Consider the following 22,302-nt stretch of genomic DNA (forward strand, 5'->3'; position numbering starts at 1 on the left):
CGAGCGGGTCATTAGCTCAGTTGGTAGAGCAGTGGACTTTTAATCCATTGGTCGATGGTTCGAGTCCATCATGACCCACCATTCTTGCTGAATCCCTTTCCTTTCATATTCTCTTAAATATTCCTTCAAAATACCGTCTTCAACTAGGATTATTGCCCCGATTTTCGTATAATTCGCGGATATTCCGTCATGTGGACTAGTGGTCGAGAGAATGAGTCTAGCAGAACAAATTATGCCGGAGGACTATATTTTTCCTCCAAAGCCTGCACCGTTAACTAAGCAGGAACAAGCCGAATATAAAACCAGAATTAAAGCGTTGTTAAAAGAGAAGAACGCGGTTCTGGTTGCCCATTATTACACAGATCCAGAGATCCAAGCCCTGGCTGAGGAAACCGGTGGCTGTGTTGCAGATTCACTGGAAATGGCGCGTTTTGGTGCCAAGCAAAAAGATGCCGATATGATCATTGTTGCCGGTGTACGCTTTATGGGTGAAACCGCCAAAATCCTAACACCAGAAAAAACCGTTGTTATGCCCACTTTGGCAGCAACCTGTTCTCTGGATGTAGGCTGTCCTATCGACGCGTTTTCGGCGTTTTGTGATCAACACCCGGACAGAAAAGTGGTTGTGTATGCAAATACCTCAACCGCAGTGAAAGCACGCGCTGACTGGATAGTGACTTCGTCTTGTGCACTTGAGATTGTTGAGCACCTGGACTCAGAAGGTGAGAAAATCATCTGGGGACCAGATAAACACTTGGGTTCTTACATTCAAAAGAAAACCGGTGCGGATATGATCATGTGGAACGGTGCCTGTATCGTCCACGATGAGTTTAAAACCAAAGCGCTGAAAGACATGAAAGCCCTGCACCCCGATGCGGCAGTATTGGTGCACCCTGAGTCGCCAGCCGAGATCGTTGACCTGGCAGACGCTGTGGGCTCAACAAGCCAGCTGATTAAAGCGGCGCAGGAAATGCCTAACCAGAAGTTCATCGTTGCGACTGACCGCGGCATTTTTTACAAAATGCAGCAACTGTGTCCTGAGAAAGAGTTCTTTGAAGCGCCAACGGCGGGTGAAGGGGCAACCTGTAAGAGTTGTGCCCACTGTCCGTGGATGGCAATGAACGGCCTTAAAGCCATTGAAGAAGCGCTACTGGATCCAAGCGGTAAAGAAGTCTTCGTAGATATGGACTTACGAGAGGGCGCATTGCGTTCATTGAATCGCATGCTGGACTTTTCAGCAAGCTTGCAAAAATAAGCTAAGTTGCTTAGTAACTAAGCATTTGGCTGGGTTTTTACAAAAAATACTTGCTAAAGCGTTAAGCTTTTCATAGTATTAGCGCCGCACCCAAGCGGTGCTACAGTGCGGAGAGATGGCTGAGTGGCTTAAGGCGCACGACTGGAACTCGTGTATACGTTTATAGCGTATCGAGGGTTCGACTCCCTCTCTCTCCGCCATTTCAAATTTAAAAAGGCGTCCGGTGGACGCCTTTTTGCGTTTTGCTTCTTTATATAAATACACCTTGCCAAATCCTTGTGGTGCTACACTTGGTAGTACACACTTGGGTGAAAAGCCGTTACTATAATCAGCATTAATCGAGTCTGCGAGTATCTAATGCAAGAAGAACTGCTCAATTCAGTAATCAAAATAACAAAAACAAGAGACATAGATTCGCTCGAATACAGCCTGCTATCGACCATTCAGGAACTGGTAGGCTGTCAGCATCTGTGTGTGTATAAGAATTTTAATACTCAGGAAGATCTCGCAGTTGAACGAAGCATTGGTTTGACTATGCATGGTGAGCGGGAATTTGAATGGCTCGACAGGCAAGTGATTGAACAGCCTCAGTCTGAATTGATCTCCTGTTTGCAGTCCTCCTGCATTATCACGGTGCAAAATGCAGATGGTATAGAAAAACGCTGGCTGCCTATCAATATCCATGAAACACCGGTTGGTGCAATAGAAGTGCACTCAGGTGGCCTGAACAGTAATGAGCAGGTACTTCTGAATGCCTTTGTGCGCATCTACGAAAACTATCTGACCATATTGCATGAAAATGAGCGGGATAAACTCACAGGCCTGCTGAATCGTCAGACCTTTGAGAAAAAGCTTAAGCAGTTGCTTGAGAAGCAAGTGATCAAACAAAATCGCCATATTCGCGATGAGCAGGATCCACGCACCTTTCATCAGGGGGCAACATCCTGGCTGGCGATGATAGACATAGATCATTTCAAGCAGGTCAATGATAATTATGGCCATGTTTGCGGGGATGAAGTCTTGCTGCTGGTTGCGCAGAAAATGCAGCAGTTTTTCCGCTCGACCGACTTGTTATTCCGCTTTGGAGGTGAAGAGTTTGTGCTGGTGTTTGAGCCAACGGATCAGGCCTCTATCGAGGCAAAGCTGGAGCAGTTTTTAACGCTTATCCGCAACACGCACTTTCCATTTGTAAAAACCCTGACTGTCAGCGCGGGGCTGGCGCGGATCAGCCCCTATGACTTTCCTATCAATGTATTAGAGAATGCAGACAGGGCGCTATATTACGCCAAGGAAAACGGTCGAGATCAGGTTGCGTTTTTTGAAACACTGTTGAATGCCAATAAACTGGAGCGCCATGACGAAGGCTCTGGGATTGACTTGTTCTGAGCCGACAGGACACCCTGCGGTAATGGCAGCCTGTTACCGCATCCTCTTTTGCTACTCCTTTGGTTAGCGATGTATTCAGCTACGTTGCTATTACCCTGTGAAATCTCTTACACTGATCAAAGTCCAAAACTCGCTTAAAAAGCCCGAGACATCATTATGTTGCACATAATCCAATCAAATCGTATGGAAGCCCTTCAAGCACAGTTTACAACGTTGTTGAAGCAGGCACCGCTTGAGGACCCTTTTGCTAACGAAATTGTCTTGGTGCAGTCTCCGGGCATGTCTCAGTGGCTTAAAAATGGCTTGAGCCGCGATATCGGCTATGCGGCACAAGTTGAGTTTCCACTGCCACTCAGTTTTATCTGGCAGCTGTATCAACAGTTTTTGCCGGATGTGCCCAAAGAGTCACCTTTTAATAAAAACAACATGAGCTGGAAGCTGTTTACCTTGCTACCCCAGAAGCTCAGCAACCCGCTTTACGAGCCGCTGAGAGTATACCTGGAAGAGGGCAGTGATCTGCCACAGAGTGACCTTAAGCGCTTTGCCTTGTGTGAGAAAATTGCCGATGTATACGACCAATATCTGATGTACCGGCCAAACTGGCTGGAACAATGGGAGCTGGGCACAGATACGCTGGAAGATGTCGATGTAGGTATTGCGCCCTGGCAGCCGGACCTGTGGCGGGCACTGGTCGAACATACTCATAATTTAGGACAAAGCCCTTATAACCGGGCCAATATGCATCAGCAATTACTGGCAAAGCTGGCGGATGCTGACATCACCAGCTTGCCCCAGCGGATCAGCATATTTGGTCTTTCAGCCATGGCGACTAACCAGCTAGAGATATTCAATGCCCTCGCCCAGAAAATCGATGTATTGCTGTTTTTCTTTAATCCCAGTGAACATTACTGGGGCGATCTGGTTGATGAGAAAACCCAGGCAAAGATCCTGGCAAACTATCAGGTAAGGCCGGCCCTGGATGCTCAGCTGCAAAAACAGGCTGGCGAAGGCAATTACTACAATACCGGTAACCCTTTGTTGTCCTCTTGGGGGAAGCTAGGCCGGGATTACCTTGAGCAGTTGCTGCAAACCGATGCGCGCTGGTTGGATGGCTTTGTTGACCAGTTTGATGACAGCCTGCTGGCCCAATTGCAGCAGGAAATCTATCAACTGGCGTTTAAAGGTGAGTCTCTGGTCGATGACCCAAACTGGTATGTCAGTCCGCAGGGGCGGCTGACCATCAAAGAGGATGACAGCTCCGTTTTACTATGCGACTGCCACACACCATTGCGCGAAGTTGAGTTGCTGCACGATCATCTGCTGACGCTCTTTCATGAAGACCCGGCGCTGACGCCAAAAGACATCATAGTGATGATGCCGGATGTGGGCAGCTACAGTCCTTATATAGAAGCGGTGTTTGGCAGTGCATCAGGGGCGAGAAAAATCCCTTTTGCACTGGCCGATATGAGCATAGAGCAAGAAAAGCCGGTGCTAAATTCCTTCGTTACACTGGCGGGGCTGCCTTTTAGCCGGTTCAGCGTGTCCGATATACTCGATCTGCTGGGCGTTGAGCCTATCGGTAAGCGCTTTGCGGTGGAGCAGAGTGAGTTTGTGCAGATCCAGACCTGGCTGCAACAGGTGGCGGTCAAATGGGGCTTAGATGGCCAGCACAAGCGTGACTACGGGTTACCGGAGATCTCATTGAATACCTGGCGGCACGGGCTACAACGCCTGCTGCTTGGCATTGCCAGTGCAGATGAACTGACGGCATACAATGAGATATATCCGGCCGATGCGGTAGAAGGCATGGCTGTGAACACCTTGAGCAAGCTAATTGCCTTTATCGAAGCGTTGGAGCAGGCGCGAGAGCAGCTCTTAGTGGCAACGCCACTGGGTGAGAAGTGTGCTGTGCTCAGACACATGCTGGCAGACTTTTACGATCAGGATACCGAGCAGAGCTGGGATCTGATGCAATTGCATAAAGTCATCGACGAGCTGGAAAAACACCATATTAATGGCGACTTTGCCGGTCCGGTTGATGCCAGGATCGTATTACATCAGGTTCGCCAGGGGATCAAAGACAAAGGGGTTGGTCAGCGCTTTTTGGCCGGGGCAGTAAATTTTTGTACTTTGATGCCGATGCGAGCGGTGCCGTTTAAAGTTGTCTGCCTGCTTGGTATGAATGATGCCGATTATCCGCGCCAGGTACAACCGATTGGCTTTGACCTGGTACCGTATTCGCGGCGTCGTAAAGGAGACCGCTCACGTAAGCTGGACGACCGTTATCTGTTTCTGGAGGCGCTGCTCAGTGCGCGTCAGCAACTCTATATCAGTTATCTGGGCCGCTCTTGTTATAACAATGAGCCGCAGGTGCCGTCCATTTTAGTGAGCGAGTTATGTGAATATCTGGACCGGGCTTTTTGCTACCAGGATGACAGCCTCAAGCCCAGTGAGCAGCTTTACCGCCAGGCACCTTTGCAACCATTTAGCAGCGAGCATTATCAAAGCGGCCCATTACACAGCTTTAACCCCAACTGGTGTCCATCTCAAAGTGAGCCACCGTCTGAATTGGCACAGCAACCCACTGAGCAAGCGATTGCACTTGAGCCGCCAGACGAGCTGGAGTTACCGGACTTTTTGCGCGCCTGTCTGGCACCGCAGCGCTGGTTTTATCAGTATACGCTGGGCGTCAGGTTAGTGACGTTAGAGGAAGATACGCCCGACAGTGAGCCATTTGCACTGGACCCTCTGACGCGTTATCAGTATCTGGACGAAATCTTACACAGCGAACTGAGCGACACACCGCTGCCCGAGGCGCAGCTGCTGCAACGCGCCCAGTTACCACAGGCCAATGTGGGTGTGGTTGAACTGCAAAAGTTAAAGGGACGCGTCGCGGCTATGTCAGGACGCCTGAAAGACGTGATGGGTGAGCCAATGGAGCCGGTGGAGGTATGTGTGCAAGTTGGCTCAACGCGTCTGCTTGGCTGGCTGGGAGACTTATACCAGGGCAAGCAAATATTTTATCGTACGGCCAGTATCAAAGGCAAAGACAGGATCCGAGGCTACCTGATGCACCTGATAGCCAATTGCGTGACACCCAACACAGAAACACACATTTATGGCCTGGATGAGCAAGTCGTTTTTCCGCCAGTCAGTCGTGATGACGCACAGGTTCAGTTAGCTAAGTGGCAGGATTTTTATGCCCAGCTTATCACCCGCGCAGTGCCGTTCTTTGCGGCCACCAGTTATGAGTTTTGTAAAACCCAGGATATGAGCAAAGCACTGAACAAATTCCAGGGAGGCCAGTACATCGGCTTTGGTGACTCTGAAGACCCGTATGTGGCACTGAGTTTCCCGTCATTGCAGGCCTGCGAAGCGGAGTTTACACAGTGGAGCAACGAATTACTGACCCCGCTTATCGACCTTGCACAGGAGTCCCGCTATGAAACGGCTTGATCCCCAAACCATGCCTTTGTCGGGCCATAACCTGATTGAGGCCAGCGCCGGAACGGGTAAAACTTATACCATCACGGGGTTGTATTTACGCTACCTGCTGGGGCTTGTTGATGCGCAGAGTCAGACTACTCCGTTGAGTGTCGAGCAGATCCTGGTCGTTACCTTTACAGACGCCGCGACTCAGGAGATCAAAGACAGGGTCCGAAAACGTATAGTACAGGCTCGGGATGCTTTACTCGGCGGCGGCTGTGACGATGCGCTGATCAGTGCGCTACTGGCGCAAGTGGCGCAAGTGGCAGATCAGGAAGCGGCTTATCACCTGCTCGATGCCGCGGCTAAATCCATGGATGAGGCCGCCATTTTTACCATTCATGGCTTTTGTCAGCGCATGCTTAAACAGCATGCGTTTGAATCTAACCTGAGCTTTAATCTGGAGTTTATCCTCGATGACAGCGAGCTGTTTAATGCCGCTGTTGAGGACCACTGGCGACGCTTCGTCTATCCCCTGGATGCGGATAAAACTGAGCTGGTGTTGTCGCATTTCTCTCATCCACAGGCACTGGCAAAGCGCCTTTATCCTTTGCTTAAACGCGGTGATGCCCGCCTGGCGCCCGAGCTGGACCTGGCCGTCGTGCTGGAGCAAAGAGCTGAGTATCAGCGCCGGGCGGCAGGATTTAAACAACAGCTGTTAAACTCTGATTTCTTCCAGGTATTGCGCGACAGTGGAATTTCAAAGAGCAAAGCGCCGGGACGGCCTGCCAATATCCAGGCGCTGATCGACTATTGCATGGGCGACGACTGGTACTTTGAATTTGGTAGCAGCAAGCATTCGTTTGCCTTATGGGGAGAGGCCCAGCTGAGCGACCCGAAAAACTATACCAAAACGGGTAAGCCGATTGTTCACCCGGCACTAGGCTGGTTTGATGAGATGGCGCTGTTGCACCAAAATGTGTCCAAAGGATTACCCATTGCCTTGTTACAGCATGCACTGAAAGAAGTGCGCGCGCTGATGAGTCAGGCAAAGCTTGAGCACAGCCTGATCTCGCCAGACGATCTGCTACAAAACTTGCATCAGGCATTACACGGTGCGCAGGGGGAGACGCTTGCTAAAAAAATAGCGCAGCTTTATCCGGTTGCGATGATAGACGAATTCCAGGACACAGATCCCATTCAGTTTGGCATTTTTTCTCGCATCTATGGCACTGAGGGCGCCCAAGGCCTGACCATGATAGGCGACCCTAAGCAGGCCATATATGGTTTTCGTGGTGCGGATATTTTCACTTACATCGGTGCGAAACATCGGGTGGATGAAACCCGCCAGTTTACTTTGGATAAGAATTATCGTTCGGCCCGGCGCGTGGTCAGTGCGGTGAATGCCATTTTTACCGCGCAGGCCGACAGTTTTATTTTTAACCGCGACATTCCGTTTATTGAGGTCGACGCTGCGGGCAAAGACGCCGACAATACCTTTACCCTGGATGGTACTGAACCGCCGGCTTTGCAATTCAATGTGCTTGAAGATGACGACGCGCCGGTTACCAGCAAAGCCAGCGCCTATCCGCAGCTTGCCGAGGGCTTTGCGGCGCAAATTGCACAGTTGCTGACCCAGGCTCAGGAGGGACGCGCCTGCATTGGTAAGCGCCCGGTGCTGGCTGCGGATATTTGTGTGCTGGTTCGGGATCGCGTTGAAGCCAGTGTGATAAAACAGGCGCTACAAAGGGCTGGCGTAAGCAGTGTTTATCTGGCCCGGGACAGTGTGTTTTCGCAGCCTGTCGCGCTGGCTGTCTGGCAGTTACTGCACGTTGTACATGGCAATTATGATGAAGCGGCTTTACGCGGCGTGCTGGCCGGTCCCTTGTTCGCCCTTAACGAGCAGCAGATCTTTGCATTACGCACTCAGGAAGGACAGTGGCAGCGTTACCTGATGCAGTTTGCCCAGCTTAAACAGCTGTGGTATCAGCAAGGCGCAATGGCCACACTGGAGTCTTTACTGGTCGACAATCAACTGGTTACCTTGTGGCAGCAGGCAGGCTACGAAGTTGAGCGCTGGCTGACGGATTACCGGCATCTGGCCGAGTTGTTGCAGCATAAACAGATAGAGCTGGAAGGCACACACAGGGTGATGCGCTGGTTGCAAGCTCAGTGTGCCAACCCCAGCTATGAAGGCACCCAGCTGCGCCTTGAAAGCGATGCCGATCTGGTCAAAATCGTCACTATGCACGCTTCCAAAGGATTGGAATATCCCCTGGTTTACATGCCTTTTGCCACTGCATATAGAGAGGCCAGTGAGGTGATTTATCATGAAAATGGCGAGCTGGTGCTCAATCTGGATGCGGACGATAACGCACAGCATAATGCCGAGCGTGAGCGTCTTGCGGAGGATATTCGCCTGCTGTACGTGGCACTGACCCGGGCTGTTCATTTTTGTAGCCTGGGCCTGTATAACCTGCCTCTGGGGCGCAGTAAAAAGCCTGGGATCCAGCAATGTGCTCTGGGGCATGTGTTGTTGAACAAGGATAAAATCACAGAGGCAGCCCAATGGCATGACCAGCTTCGCGACCTGTGCTCACGCCATGAGGGGATGGCGTATGAGGTGCTGCGCATAGCGCCTTGTGTGTATCAGGCGCAGCATACCCAGGAAACACAGTTGTTGCATAGTCGGCCTGTCGAAGTAGCGATTGAGCAAAACTGGCGAATGACCAGTTTTAGCCAGCTGAGTTATCATGAAACCAGCGCAGATCGCCCGGTGGGGGCACTGGATGAGAACCACAAAATTGACCTGCCCGAGCCGAGCGTGATCAAACGCTTTACTCCTTACACCTTTGTTAAAGGTGCGCGCGCCGGTAGTTGTTTACATGAGATCTTTGAGCAGATTGACTTCACCGCGCCCCACGCACCTACCCGGCCAGACAAACTGACCTTAGCTGAAGCAACTCAGGCTTGTCTGGAGAAATATCATCTTGATACGGTATGGCAGGAAACCGTGGAGCAGTGGATCCTGGGGTGTCTGAATGCACCTCTCACCCCGCTTCCGGAGCTGACGTTGAGCCAGCTGAGTGTCTCGGATTGTCTGGTGGAGATGGAGTTTCAGTTACCACTTAAGCGCCTGTCCTACACCAGATTAAACAAATTAGTAGCGCAAATCACAGGCGCGCCGAGCCATTTACGTTTTGATGAGGTACAGGGCATGCTCAAAGGCTTTATTGACCTGATCTTTGTTTGGCAGGGGCGCTATTTTATTCTCGACTATAAATCAAACTATCTCGGGGATGCAGCGGCGGATTATCAGGCCGATAACCTGGCGCTGGCGATGAGCTCGCATCAGTATCATCTTCAGTATCTGATTTATTCCGTGGCCCTGCACCGGTTATTAAAACATCGCCTCGCGGATTATTGCCCGCAGCGGCACTTAGGGGGCGTGTATTACTTGTTTTTACGTGCTTTACCGGATGGGGCCGGCTGCTTCTACACCCAACTGGACGAAAAGACGTTGCTGCAACTGGATGCCTTATTTGATACGGGAGAACAAGAATGATGCAGGACATGTTTGAATTCCCGGCAGAGGAGCTGGATCATCAGGCCTATATTGCCTTACTGATCCACACCCGACGTGTGCGAGCCGCCGATGTGGCGCTGGCAAAGCTTTTGTGCCAGGGGCAGTATGACGCGGTATTTTACCTGGTTTTATTGTTGCAACGAGCAGAACAAAGTCAGCACACTTGCTTGTTACTGGCTGAGATTGACTGGCAGAATCCATTTTCTTTAAGCGCGGACGATATGAGTGCCGGTTCGGATACTGTGTCAGAGGCTCAGCGTTTGCCATACACCCCGTTTGGTAACCCTGACATGGCATTGGCTGCGTTGAATTCGCATCCGGCGGTGGGCGAAGGGCGGCCTTTACGGCTATTTGCCGGGCGGCTATATCTGGGGCGTCTGGCGGACTATGAAGCTTACCTGAGTGACCGTTTTCGGCAGATGGCAGAGCAACCGATACAACAAGATGCAGGGCAGTTGAGTGCTTTGCTGGACCAGTATTTTCCGCTCGATAATGCTCAGGACATAGATTGGCAAAAGGTTGCCTGTGCCATGGCTGCATCCAGCGGGTTTTGTGTGATCACCGGAGGCCCAGGCACTGGCAAAACCACAACGGTGACCAAGTTATTGGCGATTTTACAGTCCTTGTACACAGCAGCACCACTGAGTATTAAGCTGGTGGCGCCGACGGGCAAAGCAGCAGCCAGACTCAGCGAGTCTATTATTGGTGCGAAAGGGCGGCTGTCGCTGCCGCCCGAGCTGGCAACGCTTATCCCGGAGCAAGCCCAAACCATTCACCGATTGCTTGGTGTGATCCCGAACACCAACCGCTTTATTCATCATCAGCAAAATCCATTGCACATTGATTTGTTGATAGTGGATGAAGCTTCTATGGTTGACCTGGCGCTGATGAATAAACTGGTCAGGGCGTTGCCGCCGCATGCCAGACTGATCCTGCTGGGAGATAAAGACCAACTCGCATCAGTTGATACCGGCAGTATACTGAGTGACTTATGTGGTCATCTTAAACTCGGTACACAGCCGGCATATACCATTAATCGTGCGGCTTTTTTAAATCAGGTCTGTTTTGCCGGGCGCGACGTGCTAAAGGGTAAAGCAAGCCGTTATGCGCTGGCCGACGCCACGGCATTTTTACAGCAAAGCCATCGCTTTAAAAGTGATAGCGGCATTGGTCAGCTGGCCAGTGCAGTCAATAACAACGATCCTAAGCAGCTGCAACAGGTGATCAATCACGGATACAGCGATCTGAGTTTTTACGGACTGGGTGTGGATCAATATAATGCCTTGCTTGAGCGGGCGGCGGATCACTACAGCCGATACCTGGAGGCTATCCAGAGTCACAGTGAGCCAGAAGAGGTGCATGCGTTATTCAGTCAGTACCAGCTACTTGCAGCGGTCAGAGAAGGGCCTTATGGCGTCGCAGAGCTTAATAAGCGTATTGAGCAGAAGCTTGCTCAGCGCAGGTTGATTACGCCGTATAACCGCTTTTACGCCGGTATGCCGATTATGATCACGCAAAATGACTACCAGCTTAAACTGTTTAATGGCGATATTGGCATTTTATTACCTGACGCACAGGGTCAGCTCTATGCAACTTTCATTGATGAGCAAAGCACAGTGCGACACTTTTATCCCGCAAGACTGCCCAGTTTTGAGCTGGTGTATGCCATGACTATCCATAAGTCTCAGGGCTCGGAATTTGATTACACGGCATTGATTTTGCCTCCAATCCAGCGCGCCGGTAAAGGTGTGAACCGTCAGCTGGTTTACACAGGTATTACGCGTGCAAAGCAACACCTGGAGCTCAATTGCCAACCGCAAGTGCTGCAATTATCCATGCAAACGGAGGCGGGACGACAATCAGGAATGGCTCAAAGGTTACGTTTGAGTTAAATTTGTGTTTTTATCTTGTTTGTTTTTTTCTTTGGGCTACAGTTGTAAATAACGGAGATGACAGAAAGTGTTCATCTGCGTTAATAACCCAGTGATTTATGCCGCCACTCAGCTGGCGGCATTTTTATTGCCAGTAAATGTGAAGAGCTGCGGTCTTATCCTGTTACAGTGTTGACTTTTTCAGCGGATTGCGGCTTTATAAAATAAAGTAATTACTCAAAAGAATAAGAACGATGAAATCACTTGAGCAACATCTGGTCAACTACGCCTTATATCACAGAGACAAACGCAATATTGCAACTCACTTTGTCGGTGTCCCTTTAATCGTATTTGCTGTGGTCTGGATGACATTTGTGCCATTAGGCGTAATCTTTCAGGTCCCGATCAGCCTCTCTGCCTGTTTAATTTTGCTGGTTAGCATTTATTACTTAGCTTTGTCGCCGACATTGGGCAGCTGGATGATAGCGTTTCTGCTGCTGTGTCAGGGGGCTACTGGTTATGCATTTAGTGCGATGGCCCAGGCAGGGGTCGATGCGGTGTGGTTCTATGCCACGGGGCTGGCATTGTTTGTTATTGGCTGGGTGATCCAATTTGTCGGACATTATTTTGAAGGAAAAAAACCGGCCTTTGCAGATGACCTGATGGGGTTGCTGATAGGGCCGCTATTTGTGATGATGGAGCTACTCAATAAAGTCGGATGTTTTAAAGCCCTTGAGCAGCAGGTTAATAATGAGGCCGGTCCGTACCGGCCCTGAGTTGCTCATGCCCGTTTAGATTGAGATCCGGGTTTCCAGTTGGCATCCTTTAACAATGGTAATATTCTGACAATTAAGGCGAATTTTACCATTGTTGGTTTCCAGCACGTAGGCCAGTTCCGGGGCTCTATCTCCGCCTGCCTCTGTCAGTTGCTTACGGGCACGGTGCACCATGATATTCATATGATTGGTTTGCACGCCAAGCGCCTTGGCCAAGTCTTCGCGATACAGCCAGCCCTGAGATTCAGTGTCCATGCCGTTTTGTTTATCGTCAATCCGGGTTCTTGCCAGCAGTAACATCAGGTAGTGGTGCGTGCGGCAACCTAAGTCGATTTCCTGACCTTCAAGTTCCAGTGTCAAATCCGTTTTTTCCTCGTCCTGGCTTACACTAAAATTTAACGCAATGGGTTTTACAATCGGTTGATTGTCCAGGTGTTTGGTCATGGTGGAGGTATTGGCACAGTAGAACAGCCACTGCTGACCAAACAGAGAAACGACGCCGCCATCAATCAAAGCCTGACGGTCTGAGGTATTTAAATCTTCAAGAAACCAGTAATTGAGTAAGGCATCGAAGTACACGATATGGCTGGCCTCTTCGTCATTGGGCAACAGGATCTGATTTTCCAGTTCAATGACTTCATTGGCATTGGTTTGCGATACCAGATACTGGCAATTGGCATTCAGGTTGGCCACGACGTAAGAGTTTTGTCCCGGGGCTGCAAAGTCAATTTTGTCATTCTCTGAGAGCTGATACGGGAGGTTTTTATCAATCTTTTTATCATTGATCCAAATGCCGTTTGTACTAACATCGCGAATTAGCCAGGTGTTATTAGCGTGTTCAATGATGGCATGATGTCGGGATATACCGGGCTTATCGACGAACGTATCTACATTAAATTTGTAACGCCCAAAAGTGTGATAACTTTTCAGGTAAATTTTTTCCAGTTTTTGTTCATCGATCAAATAAGCCATAAAATTTTCCTAACTTTCCGTATAAGTGACGCACGCGAAATTGCATTTCGGTGGAGATTCTACCTTGTTGAAGACACTATTTCCTTAGTTACCTTCAATTTATAAAAAGAACCCGCCGCAGCGGGTACTGTTATTTCAGGAAATATTCACAATAATAATCGACCTGAAACAGGCAATTATCATGTCCGGGCAAAGACAATTGCGAACCTTACCATTGTAACCAGACCAGTGGCATCTTGCCATTACAGCAGATTACACCACGCAACTCACTCTCTTGCATAAAGTGCAACTATGTTCCATATTTTTATGAGGGTTAGATCACAGGAGTCGGCTACAGCGTCGACAGCGGAGGGGATATGAGTGAATATAAATCGCTAAAAACACTTAAATTAGAAGGGGTCTATCAGTTTTGTGATTATTCTGATGCGGAGCCGCTGAGCTTATCGAGTCCCGCCGTCAAGGTGATCACCGATTTTGCCAGACGTCAGCCGCAGATGATCCAAAAGGATGTCGACATAGACCATGCTGTGTATATGATGCTAAACGGCCATGTGCGCTCAAAGCTGGTCGTTGATCATGATGATACCTTTCTTGGCGTGGTTAATTCAAAAGACTTGTCGGGTCGGCGGGTTTTGTCCATTGCCCAGAAACGGCAGGTATCTCGTAGTGATCTAACCGTTGAAGATGTCATGACAAAAAAGCAGGACTTACATGCAATGCGTTTTACGACCGTTGCTAAAGCAAAAATAGGGGATGTTTTAGAAACGCTGAAGGAGCTAGGTCAGCAGCATGTATTATTAATGGATGAAAAAGGGGGCCTGAGAGGGATGATTTCGTCGTCAGATATTGCCCGAGCCTTGCATGTGCCCGTGAATATCTTCCAAAAAGCACACTCCTTTAGAGACATCTTTGAAATTATTCACGAGCACGGGGAGCTGATGGCCTAAATTACTTTTGGGCTGCCAGGTAGGCGATTGCGCCTTCGATAGCAGCAACCTGGCCATCAATACAATTTTGCGGTGTTGTGTTTGGGCTGTCCGGATAAACTTCGGTAGTTGTGACATAGGGCGCATTGGTCATGCCCATACACAAACCTAGATGCGTGGCGTCGTAGTTGATAACACCAAGTTGTTCTACCGGTACGCCAATGAGCGCATTATGCTCATCCGCTTGAGCAATATGTGTGACCTGTTGCACGGCGTGAATGATTGCCTGTTGAAATGCCGCTTGCGGTTTTTGGCTATGACCAACCAGATAAAATCCGTCTGGAATATTCCAGTTATGATTTACTTTGCCATCGCGTGCAGCCAGTGCCGGTCTAAATTCGCTGTTGTCTGTGTCTGTGGTTTCATGCAGGTCTATGTGCAGAGCGATGGATCCCTGACATTGATTAACATAAGCCATAGCAAGCTGTGATTCCTGAGCAGAACTGTTTGCATAAAAAGAACGGTTTGGGTCTACTGCTTCTGGGTTCCAGCGGTTAATGGTTTCGTAACCCCAAGGACTGATACAGGGCAATATAAGCAGATTAAACTGATCTTCAAAGGTGTTAGCATGCTGCTTTGCAAACGCCAATGCACCAAGCACGCCACTGGTTTCATAGCCATGTACCCCGCCTGTAACCAGTACCACAGGCAGTTCCGCATGCCAGTTGGCAGACTTCAGTGCATATAGCGGGTACTGGGTATCGTAATCGAGTATACCATATTGCTCAACTCGAAAGTCAGCTTTGAGAGCATTGATAAGTGGTTCAATATCTTCAAAGTAGTCACGCTTTTTGATTTGTGTCGCTAACCACTGTTGTTTTTCTGCTGCTTGCCACGGTTTACCGGCTTGCCCTATTGGGTACTGATCAGTCATAACATGTCTCTTTTGTCTAGATATCTGCATGCTAATTAGATTATGAGTTCAGGGCAAGAGGGTTACGCTAGGTAACCCATATTTCTCAGACGCTGTTGCTGCTCTTTACGTACTCTGAATGCCAGTAGCTTTATAACTCCGTGATTGGTCCTGACATGTGTCATCGTCAGACCGATATAGTTTACAAATTCAATAGATTGAATGTTCTCTGCCGGTACGTAACGCTGGCGACCGGTCAGGCTGAAAAATGACAGTCCCTGGTTACACAGTGTGACGCGTTTACGTCCTGCCATACTCAATAGCAAGTGAATAGCCAGTGCAATAGTCACTACACTGGCTATCGCGATTTGTATGGTTGCCAGAAATGACAGATTGAGTTCAGTAAACAGCCCCGCCAGTGCCAATAACGCAACAACGAAAACCCCAACAATGCTGTAAAAAGCCGTATTTACTTCCAGTTTTAATTCATTCATTACCTGTTCCTAATTTGACATATTCCCGAGTGGCTGGAAATTTAGGAGAAGAAAATGGAAGAAATATGAATACCCGAAATTAAAACTGATAATTGCGATTTTAGGGTTAAAGTATATGCCATTCATCAATCAAAGGGGTGATAAACCCACACTGGCGATAAGCCTGATCAATGAATTTGTGTGCTTTGAGCTTTGTCAGGCCAAGTTGCAATGCAGCATAAGCCTCTTTAGCGTATGGATGGTGTCTGGAGACTACGAAATGTCGGCTGTCCTGAAGTGCGACTTTAATACCTTCTATTGCTTCTATGCGGTATCCTGGTCCTTCATAGTAGAAAGGACGAGTGTTGTTAAAAGAAACCAGCATGGCATCAACCCAGCCATTACTGACCAATTTTGCCATGGTGATCCAGTCATCTTCGTGGTGCAGCTGTTTGGGTTTCAGTGCTTTCAGGGTGACCCAGTCAACGAGCCAGGCCCGGCTGCTTACGATACTTATCTGACTCAGATCCTTTGAGATTTTGTTCCGTAAAGATACTTTGTTGGAGCCTGACGTATAGATCCCGGCAAAATATGCGCCTTTTTCTATTATCGGTTCTGAAATATAAACATCGTCATTGATTGTTTGTGCCTGAGACAGCCAGATGGTGTCAAAGCTCATTAGTAGCAACCCGGATTGCAGCAGTTTCAGGTTCCTTGCATCATAGTTTCCGAGCGTAAAGCGAAAGGGGTGTGCAAAGCCACCTTCCAGCAATGCGCGCTGTGCAATCAGAAACTCGACGACATCACGCTGGCATTTGGGGTGATTGAATATCTCAGCTGAGAATTCAGAAATAGGTTGTTCGGACAGTATTTCTTTTGCGTATTCATATATGTCTTGCTCTATTGAAATTGAGATGTGTGCGTGTACAGGGAATACAAAGCTCAAAATAACGAGTAGTTTCAAATATAAGCGATTCAGCCAAGACATAACGACTTCCTGTAAGTACTAAGGCTAGTCTAGCTCACAGCCAACTGGTTGACTATTTTTAAAGTGACAATCCGACTTTTGTAGAATATGTTTGAATGCTATGGGGTGTTGTTGTTTGTTGTCTGTTGTCTGCACCTAAGCATCAGGTATATAACAAGGGTCAGATTAGCTGGTACAGATACCTATATCGTGACTGGTCGGCGTTATCTCAATTACAAGGAAACCAATATGAAATTTGAACAACTATTGAACCACTTTGATATGGGAATATGTGTAGAGCAATTGCAAAAAGAGTCCTTGTTAGATATTGCTTTGCTATTTGTCTGTATCGACGAAAAAATTGAAACCGAGGAAATGGAGATTGTCCGTGATTGGGCAAATACGCTGCATTGGAACTCTGCCATAGCACTGCAGGACTATATGGATGATGCCTTGGGTAAGTGCCTGATTGCAATTAAGCAAGATGAGACTGAGTGCTTCATTCAGCATAGATTGAATCACATTGTTGATAAGCCAATGCGCGAGCTGGCGGTGTCGATAGCCCATAGGATCAGTGAAGCCAATGGTGAGGTTTGCGACAGCGAAAAGCGTGCGCTGGCCATGCTGGAAAGCGAGATATAGGGGGCAGTCCCCCTATATTTGATTGCACAGAAGTGCCTATTTAAGCGCGTCCGCTACTTCAGCTATCTTTTGCCTGAGCCAGATGTGGCTGGCGTCGCGGTGTAGCAGCGGGCTCCAGATCATATCCAACTCAAATGGCGGAATAGGGAAAGGTGGCTCCAGTATCGCCAGATTAGGGTCGTCGCTGTATATATTCGCCGCTTTTGATGGCAAAGTTGCAATCAGGTTTTGCTCTTTGGCAAGGTGAATGGCAACGTGATAATTGCGTGTAAACGTTGCGATGTTACGATGTTTGCCGAAATGCGCTAATGCTTCGTCTACCCAGCCCAGCTTTTGTACATCTGCGGGATCCATCCCGACACCGACTCCGAATCCGGTTTTACTTACCCAAATATGCCGGGCTTTTAAGTAAGCATCTAAATTAAAATGCGCTTTGATCGGGTTATCTGACTTAACCAGACAGCAAAAGCTGTCTTTCCATATCCGTTTGTGATGAAAAGACTGAGGTAAGTTCTCAAAGCGGTTGATGGCCATATCGACCTTACCGTTTTCCACATCGTGAAAAGTCACATCACTTGGTGTAAGGATGTCGAGTGTGGTGTCCGGCGCTTCCATATGCAGTTTATTAAGTAGCTTAGGAGCCAGTGTACTGGCTGCGTAATCACTGGCCATGATGCGAAACACGCGTTTACTCTGCCGGGGATCGAATTCGCGGTTAGGGGCCAATGTTTCTTCCAGTGTCATCAAAATACCGCGGATCACGGGCTGGAGCTCAAGCGCTCGCTCTGTCGGGACCATGCCCTCACTGGTACGCACAAGGATCGGATCGTTAAACAAGTTTCTGAGCCGTTTCAGGCCGTTGCTCATTGCAGGCTGAGTAATACTGAGCTGGTTCGCCGCGCGGGTGACGTTACATTCTCGTAATAATGTATCGAGGTAGACCAATAGATTCAGGTCAATTTTGCTTATGTTCACAGTGTTCCTTTATTATTTTATGTGTCGATAGAAGCGCTGCGAGGCTGGGTAGGGGTAAATCTGCTTAACCACATGGGTTTGAATATCCCGTTGCGCCTGTTGCCAGTACTCCACCTGTAATAAGGCTTCATGCGACCGTTCAAACACCGCTCTGAGTTTAGGGTCTGTGAGGACAAATGTACACAGCTGTTGTGGAAATACGTCATTCGGGGCCGCAGAGGGCTCGGCTACACCGCTGTATAAGTCTTCCAGAGATGGGCTCGGCATAGGCCTGAAGTTCATGTCAGTCAGATACTGAACTTCATCATAATCATAAAAAATGACCCTATGGTGTTTGGTGACACCGAAGTTTTTGAGCAGCATATCGCCCGGAAAGATATTCACACTGAGCATTTCCCGGATGGCATGGCCATAGTCCTCAATCACTTTCTTGGCGGTTTGTTCATCTGCGGTTTGTAAAAAGAGGTTCAGCGGCGTCATGCGGCGCTCAATATACAGGTGCTTAATCACCAGGTAATCCCCTTCATCTCGCAAGCTGTTGCTGATTGTGGCTTTAAGCGTTTTCAGCAGAGCAGGGGAAAATTTCTTTTTGGGGATCACCACTTCCGAGTATTCGATGGTGTCGGCCATACGGCCAACACGGTCGTGACTTTTCACCAGCTGATAGCGTGCCAGTACGGTATCTCTGCCAAACGGTTTACTTTCGGCGAAGACATCTTTGATGACTTTAAACACGAAAGGGAAATTAGGTAAGGTAAAAACCATCATGACCATGCCGGGCGTGCCGGGGGCGATAGTGAAAACGTCTTCACTATGTTGCAAGTGAAACAGAAAATCACGATAGAATTCAGTTTTCCCCTGTTTATGAAAGCCGATGGCATTATAGAGCTCTGCGGTGGTTTTATTTGGCATTAATTGTTGTAAAAAGCCAACCATAGCGGAAGGGGCATGAGTTTCAACCAAAAAATAGGCGCGGGCAAAGCCAAAAATAATGCGCATCTGTGCACTTTTGGTTAACAGCGCGTCGATATACAAGCCGCCCTGAGGATGGTGTAAAAGGGCAATAATAAAGGGTTGTACGCCCGATTTAGAGACGACCCGGCCAACGATGTAAGCCCCTTTGTTTCGATAAAAAGGGGCTGTCAGGATATCAAAACGTAACCCATGGTGGCTATGGTGTGTACTTGGTGCCTGCTTAATGAAGGCTTTGACCAGCAGTCGAATATCCTGCTCCAAGTCGCGAAAACCACATTGCAAGTCCATGTGCGAGATCATATTGCGGATGGTGGGTTTAAGTCCTGAAATAACCGGGAAATAACTGCGAAATTCCGCCTCAATAGGTAACGTCGTTGGTTTTGTCAGGGTTGTTTCAACAAAAATAAAGTCGTTTTTGTAGTAGCGCCTATGAAACAGTCTACAAAACACTGAGTTAAAAAAGGTTTCAGCCAGCTCAGCTTGTGGGTGAAAAGACAAAAGCTCGGCGTAATGTTGCTTTACCTGATGCCATAACGCTTCGTCGGGGGTGTGCTGTGGTGTATGCTTTTTGAGTTCGGTGACCGTATCGTTAACACGTGCATCATAGAGGCTGATCCTTTGTTTGCTGATCTGCTCGATTTCACCCCATTTTTGCAGTGCAAACGCCTGTGGCGCGCGTGCAGTTATTTGCTGAAATAACGCGTAGTGCGCGTGAAACCCGGACAGAATATGCTCTGCAATTGTTTGAACCTGGTAACTCATCGGACCTCCTAATCTGCCGAGTTACTCTAGCGCATAAATGTCAGGCGCTCAACCACGGATTTCCTGACACTTAAACGCCCTTAAGTGTGCTATTACTCTAGTCGCTTAAGGCGCTTTTCCAGGCGTGCTATTTCTTTATTAAGGAGCTTTACCTCTTTGAGGTAGGCGGTATTGATGGACTTGATATTACGTTTGACATCTTTGAGCGTTTTGGCACGCTCACTTTTCTCCATCAAACGGGAAATACGCCGCTGCTCATCCCGGGTAGCCTCGTCTCGCTTTCTGCCCAGAATTGCAGCCTGATGCTTTTTGGCTCTGAGTGTTTTTTTTAACCTGAGTACCATTTGCTGGCGCTCAATGTTGTTCAGTGTTTTAGTGTGTTGGCCATCGGGCGGGGGGGCTTTTGGATCTGAGTGGCTCAAAGTATGCTGCTCAGCATTGGCCGCGCACGGGTGTTGGCTGTACACTATGGTCTTGTTAGTGACACATTTGTAGTAGCTGAAGGTGGTTTTTGCCTGGCCTAATGTGGGCAAAAGCAGCCCAAAGACGATGATAAATATCCTCATAGCAAGTGCTTCCCTGAAACCTGTGTTTACATTTCAAGATAGTAAATTTGTTCGATATCGCAAGTGTGATGACAGACGCCGCACTACTTTGTAGCCGACGTCTGATTGAACTGCTTGAGTCGTTTAATGCTTTGGATTAAGAAAGGGATATCCAGCTTCTGATCCAACGTAAAGCCCTCTTTTGCAGAGATTTGCTTATAACTACCATCCTGAGCTATCAGTGTGATCCTATCCTTTTTGTATGCAACCAGAACGCCACGAGAGTAGTTGACACCTTCATTGAGTGTGTCAGTTGCTATGTTGTTGCCCAACATACTCGCCGTTGCGAGTGCACTACACTGGAAATGCTCGGCTGTGATTGTCGTCAGCACATCACTGATTTGGAACAGTTCAGAATAGCCAGCAAAAGCCGGGATATTGGTATAAAAACGGGTGGTGGTCACCATATCGGAACTTGCAGGCTCGACAATGACGACGGTGGGGGGCATGTCTTCACTAAAAGCAGGGCTTTGCGTTTGGTACGATACCCGCACATCGGCACTCTTGGTGTCGTCGATATAAGCAAATTTGTCCAGGCCAGTAACGGATAAAGACAGGCGGCTCGACCATACCGGCGGTACTCTGTTGTCCATCAGTGGCTGTTTGTAATAGGCTGGCAAACCGTACAACAGATTAAACTGAAAATCTTCCATTAAAGTGGGTACAAGCAGCTGCTCGGAGCGATGCCAGCCTAGTTGCATCAGGTTTGCTTCGGTTTGTTCAGTCAGCGTCTTGACGATATAGATGTTTACGGGCGTATCTTGAGCTGGGCATGACGCCAGTGACGCTGGTGGATGATAGCTTACTTCGTTCGGTCCGACATTCAGCGATCTTGCCTGGTTATACTTTTGCATATCGAGCAACTCATGCCTTGCAAGCAGGGTTTTCGCCGTTGTTGGGTAGGATAATGGCAGTACATTGTCTTGCATCGTGATGTCGAAGTAGCTATTGGCGTCTGCCCAGATGTGCATAATATGACTGGTTGCAAAGCAGGTAACGAGTATCGTGCTGGCGAATTTTGGAAAGGCGTAGCCCTTTAATCGCTCCAAGTGGCGCCAAGCGTGATTGCCAACGATCAGCTCAAAGCCCAGAATCGCAGCGATCATAGCCAGTACAATCAGACTGTTAACAGCGGGGGAGCCACTGATGGTTTTCCAAAACAGGGATAGTATCTCCGGCAGTGCCTGAAGATTCAAATGATATCCCAGCTGGAAATAGACAAAGGCATCGACACTGAGTACGGTAATGCCCAGTGTGGCTATGCAGGCAGCCATGCCCCGAATGTGCCTTGGATAGGGAAAAATCAGGCTGAGCGGAAAAATACTCAGCACAAAAACACAAAAGGTAATAAAGCTGGTATGACTGAGCCAGGTGACCAGCATGTAGATCCAGCCAAGCGCAGTTGTAGGAGCTTTATCAGCGGCCAGGTAGCTTAAGGTGATGAGTAATACCAAGCCGATGTTGGCAAAGGTAAACCAATGCCCCCAGCTTAATAGCTGGCTGGCCTTTGAAGAAAAAGGACTATGCGAAGAAAGATTCATTCAGTTACTTTACCGACTGAGTCAACGCCTTAGCAAAATTTTCGGCAACCGCTTGTCTTTTCTGTTCTGGCACATGCTCTTTGATGATGTGCGTGATAGAATTTCCTAAACACATTAAGCTTAAATCAACGGTTGCCTGATTCTCTGTCAGTACGTTTAACAGTTGGTCGACAATTTGTTCTACTTGTTCGTTGGAATATTTTGACTGGATAGGCATCGGTTGGTTCAAATAAAAAGAGTTATAATTCTTT

At 48.4% G+C, this 22,302-nt stretch carries 17 protein-coding genes and 2 tRNA genes; 10 read left to right on the forward strand and 9 right to left on the reverse strand.

What is annotated here, in order from left to right; all coding sequences use genetic code 11:
• The first annotated feature begins 5 nt into the window (after positions 1–5).
• From C3B51_RS16500 to C3B51_RS16535, 8 genes are all read left to right on the forward strand, one after another.
• Positions 6–81, forward strand: a tRNA-Lys gene (locus tag C3B51_RS16500).
• Between the two features lie 130 nt (positions 82–211).
• Positions 212–1,255: a quinolinate synthase NadA gene (nadA, locus tag C3B51_RS16505; protein WP_046005902.1), complete on the forward strand. Its 1,044-nt coding sequence runs from the start codon at positions 212–214 to the stop codon at positions 1,253–1,255.
• Between the two features lie 109 nt (positions 1,256–1,364).
• A tRNA-Ser gene (locus C3B51_RS16510) sits at positions 1,365–1,455 on the forward strand.
• Between the two features lie 157 nt (positions 1,456–1,612).
• Entirely contained in the window at positions 1,613–2,641 is a 1,029-nt protein-coding gene (locus C3B51_RS16515) for a GGDEF domain-containing protein (RefSeq protein ID WP_046005903.1), read from the forward strand.
• Between the two features lie 156 nt (positions 2,642–2,797).
• Positions 2,798–6,097, forward strand: a complete 3,300-nt coding sequence (recC, locus tag C3B51_RS16520) for an exodeoxyribonuclease V subunit gamma (protein WP_130245777.1) — start codon at positions 2,798–2,800, stop codon at positions 6,095–6,097.
• Positions 6,084–9,632: an exodeoxyribonuclease V subunit beta gene (recB, locus tag C3B51_RS16525; RefSeq protein ID WP_130245778.1), complete on the forward strand. Its 3,549-nt coding sequence runs from the start codon at positions 6,084–6,086 to the stop codon at positions 9,630–9,632. Before recC ends, recB begins: the two co-directional genes overlap by 14 nt.
• Positions 9,629–11,545 (forward strand): exodeoxyribonuclease V subunit alpha, encoded by a 1,917-nt coding sequence (recD, locus tag C3B51_RS16530; protein ID WP_130245779.1) that lies wholly within the window; start codon positions 9,629–9,631, stop codon positions 11,543–11,545. Before recB ends, recD begins: the two co-directional genes overlap by 4 nt.
• A 233-nt stretch (positions 11,546–11,778) precedes the next feature.
• Positions 11,779–12,300 carry a DUF962 domain-containing protein gene (locus C3B51_RS16535; protein ID WP_130245780.1) on the forward strand — a complete coding sequence of 174 codons (522 nt, stop codon included), beginning with the start codon at positions 11,779–11,781 and terminating at the stop codon, positions 12,298–12,300.
• A gap of 15 nt (positions 12,301–12,315) precedes the next feature.
• Here C3B51_RS16535 and C3B51_RS16540 read toward each other — a convergent pair whose 3' ends face one another.
• A complete protein-coding gene (locus C3B51_RS16540; protein WP_125716403.1) occupies positions 12,316–13,272 on the reverse strand; it encodes an FHA domain-containing protein in 957 nt (318 codons plus the stop codon).
• 356 nt (positions 13,273–13,628) lie between these two features.
• Between C3B51_RS16540 and C3B51_RS16545 the strand changes: the two genes are divergently transcribed.
• The gene (locus tag C3B51_RS16545; RefSeq protein ID WP_125716404.1) at positions 13,629–14,219 is read left to right on the forward strand and encodes a CBS domain-containing protein; all 591 of its coding nucleotides are present in this window, start codon (positions 13,629–13,631) and stop codon (positions 14,217–14,219) included.
• Position 14,220: 1 nt separating this feature from the next.
• On the opposite strand, the gene C3B51_RS16550 is transcribed toward C3B51_RS16545, so the two are convergent.
• From C3B51_RS16550 to C3B51_RS16560, 3 genes are all read right to left on the reverse strand, one after another.
• The gene (locus tag C3B51_RS16550) at positions 14,221–15,132 is read right to left on the reverse strand and encodes a M14 family metallopeptidase (protein WP_130245781.1); all 912 of its coding nucleotides are present in this window, start codon (positions 15,130–15,132) and stop codon (positions 14,221–14,223) included.
• Positions 15,133–15,194: 62 nt separating this feature from the next.
• Complete coding sequence (locus C3B51_RS16555; protein ID WP_130245782.1) at positions 15,195–15,605, reverse strand: hypothetical protein; 411 nt, start codon at positions 15,603–15,605, stop codon at positions 15,195–15,197.
• Between the two features lie 106 nt (positions 15,606–15,711).
• Positions 15,712–16,572 (reverse strand): hypothetical protein, encoded by an 861-nt coding sequence (locus C3B51_RS16560; protein WP_130245783.1) that lies wholly within the window; start codon positions 16,570–16,572, stop codon positions 15,712–15,714.
• Positions 16,573–16,800: 228 nt separating this feature from the next.
• Here C3B51_RS16560 and C3B51_RS16565 point away from each other — a divergent pair, with 228 nt between their 5' ends.
• Positions 16,801–17,193 carry a hypothetical protein gene (locus tag C3B51_RS16565; RefSeq protein WP_125716408.1) on the forward strand — a complete coding sequence of 131 codons (393 nt, stop codon included), beginning with the start codon at positions 16,801–16,803 and terminating at the stop codon, positions 17,191–17,193.
• Between the two features lie 36 nt (positions 17,194–17,229).
• On the opposite strand, the gene C3B51_RS16570 is transcribed toward C3B51_RS16565, so the two are convergent.
• The 5 genes from C3B51_RS16570 to C3B51_RS16590 form a co-directional block, all read right to left on the reverse strand.
• Entirely contained in the window at positions 17,230–18,168 is a 939-nt protein-coding gene (locus C3B51_RS16570) for a LysR family transcriptional regulator (RefSeq protein ID WP_130245784.1), read from the reverse strand.
• Positions 18,169–18,180: 12 nt separating this feature from the next.
• On the reverse strand, positions 18,181–19,905 hold the full coding sequence (gene aceK, locus C3B51_RS16575; RefSeq protein WP_125716410.1) for a bifunctional isocitrate dehydrogenase kinase/phosphatase: 1,725 nt from the start codon (positions 19,903–19,905) through the stop codon (positions 18,181–18,183).
• Between the two features lie 92 nt (positions 19,906–19,997).
• Complete coding sequence (locus tag C3B51_RS16580; protein ID WP_125716411.1) at positions 19,998–20,471, reverse strand: DUF4124 domain-containing protein; 474 nt, start codon at positions 20,469–20,471, stop codon at positions 19,998–20,000.
• 83 nt (positions 20,472–20,554) lie between these two features.
• Entirely contained in the window at positions 20,555–22,051 is a 1,497-nt protein-coding gene (locus tag C3B51_RS16585; protein WP_130245785.1) for a DUF3413 domain-containing protein, read from the reverse strand.
• A 4-nt stretch (positions 22,052–22,055) separates the two neighbouring features.
• A complete protein-coding gene (locus C3B51_RS16590) occupies positions 22,056–22,268 on the reverse strand; it encodes a DUF1414 domain-containing protein (protein WP_010382154.1) in 213 nt (70 codons plus the stop codon).
• Between the last annotated feature and the right edge of the window lie 34 nt (positions 22,269–22,302).

Origin of the sequence: Pseudoalteromonas rubra (assembly GCF_004212645.1) — a bacterium.
Classification (GTDB): Bacteria; Pseudomonadota; Gammaproteobacteria; order Enterobacterales; family Alteromonadaceae; genus Pseudoalteromonas; species Pseudoalteromonas rubra_G.

What these genes read in the sequence shown, in the direction of transcription:
- C3B51_RS16515 (WP_046005903.1), top strand. Translation starts at nt 1,613, where the DNA reads ATGCAAGAAGAACTGCTCAATTCAGTAATCAAAATAACAAAAACAAGA.
- recB (WP_130245778.1), top strand. Translation starts at nt 6,084, where the DNA reads ATGAAACGGCTTGATCCCCAAACCATGCCTTTGTCGGGCCATAACCTG.
- C3B51_RS16580 (WP_125716411.1), bottom strand. Translation starts at nt 20,471, where the DNA reads ATGAGGATATTTATCATCGTCTTTGGGCTGCTTTTGCCCACATTAGGC.
- aceK (WP_125716410.1), bottom strand. Translation starts at nt 19,905, where the DNA reads ATGAGTTACCAGGTTCAAACAATTGCAGAGCATATTCTGTCCGGGTTT.
- C3B51_RS16555 (WP_130245782.1), bottom strand. Translation starts at nt 15,605, where the DNA reads ATGAATGAATTAAAACTGGAAGTAAATACGGCTTTTTACAGCATTGTT.
- C3B51_RS16565 (WP_125716408.1), top strand. Translation starts at nt 16,801, where the DNA reads ATGAAATTTGAACAACTATTGAACCACTTTGATATGGGAATATGTGTA.
- C3B51_RS16560 (WP_130245783.1), bottom strand. Translation starts at nt 16,572, where the DNA reads ATGTCTTGGCTGAATCGCTTATATTTGAAACTACTCGTTATTTTGAGC.
- C3B51_RS16540 (WP_125716403.1), bottom strand. Translation starts at nt 13,272, where the DNA reads ATGGCTTATTTGATCGATGAACAAAAACTGGAAAAAATTTACCTGAAA.
- recC (WP_130245777.1), top strand. Translation starts at nt 2,798, where the DNA reads ATGTTGCACATAATCCAATCAAATCGTATGGAAGCCCTTCAAGCACAG.
- C3B51_RS16585 (WP_130245785.1), bottom strand. Translation starts at nt 22,051, where the DNA reads ATGAATCTTTCTTCGCATAGTCCTTTTTCTTCAAAGGCCAGCCAGCTA.
- C3B51_RS16550 (WP_130245781.1), bottom strand. Translation starts at nt 15,132, where the DNA reads ATGACTGATCAGTACCCAATAGGGCAAGCCGGTAAACCGTGGCAAGCA.
- C3B51_RS16590 (WP_010382154.1), bottom strand. Translation starts at nt 22,268, where the DNA reads ATGCCTATCCAGTCAAAATATTCCAACGAACAAGTAGAACAAATTGTC.
- C3B51_RS16545 (WP_125716404.1), top strand. Translation starts at nt 13,629, where the DNA reads ATGAGTGAATATAAATCGCTAAAAACACTTAAATTAGAAGGGGTCTAT.
- C3B51_RS16535 (WP_130245780.1), top strand. Translation starts at nt 11,779, where the DNA reads ATGAAATCACTTGAGCAACATCTGGTCAACTACGCCTTATATCACAGA.
- nadA (WP_046005902.1), top strand. Translation starts at nt 212, where the DNA reads ATGAGTCTAGCAGAACAAATTATGCCGGAGGACTATATTTTTCCTCCA.
- recD (WP_130245779.1), top strand. Translation starts at nt 9,629, where the DNA reads ATGATGCAGGACATGTTTGAATTCCCGGCAGAGGAGCTGGATCATCAG.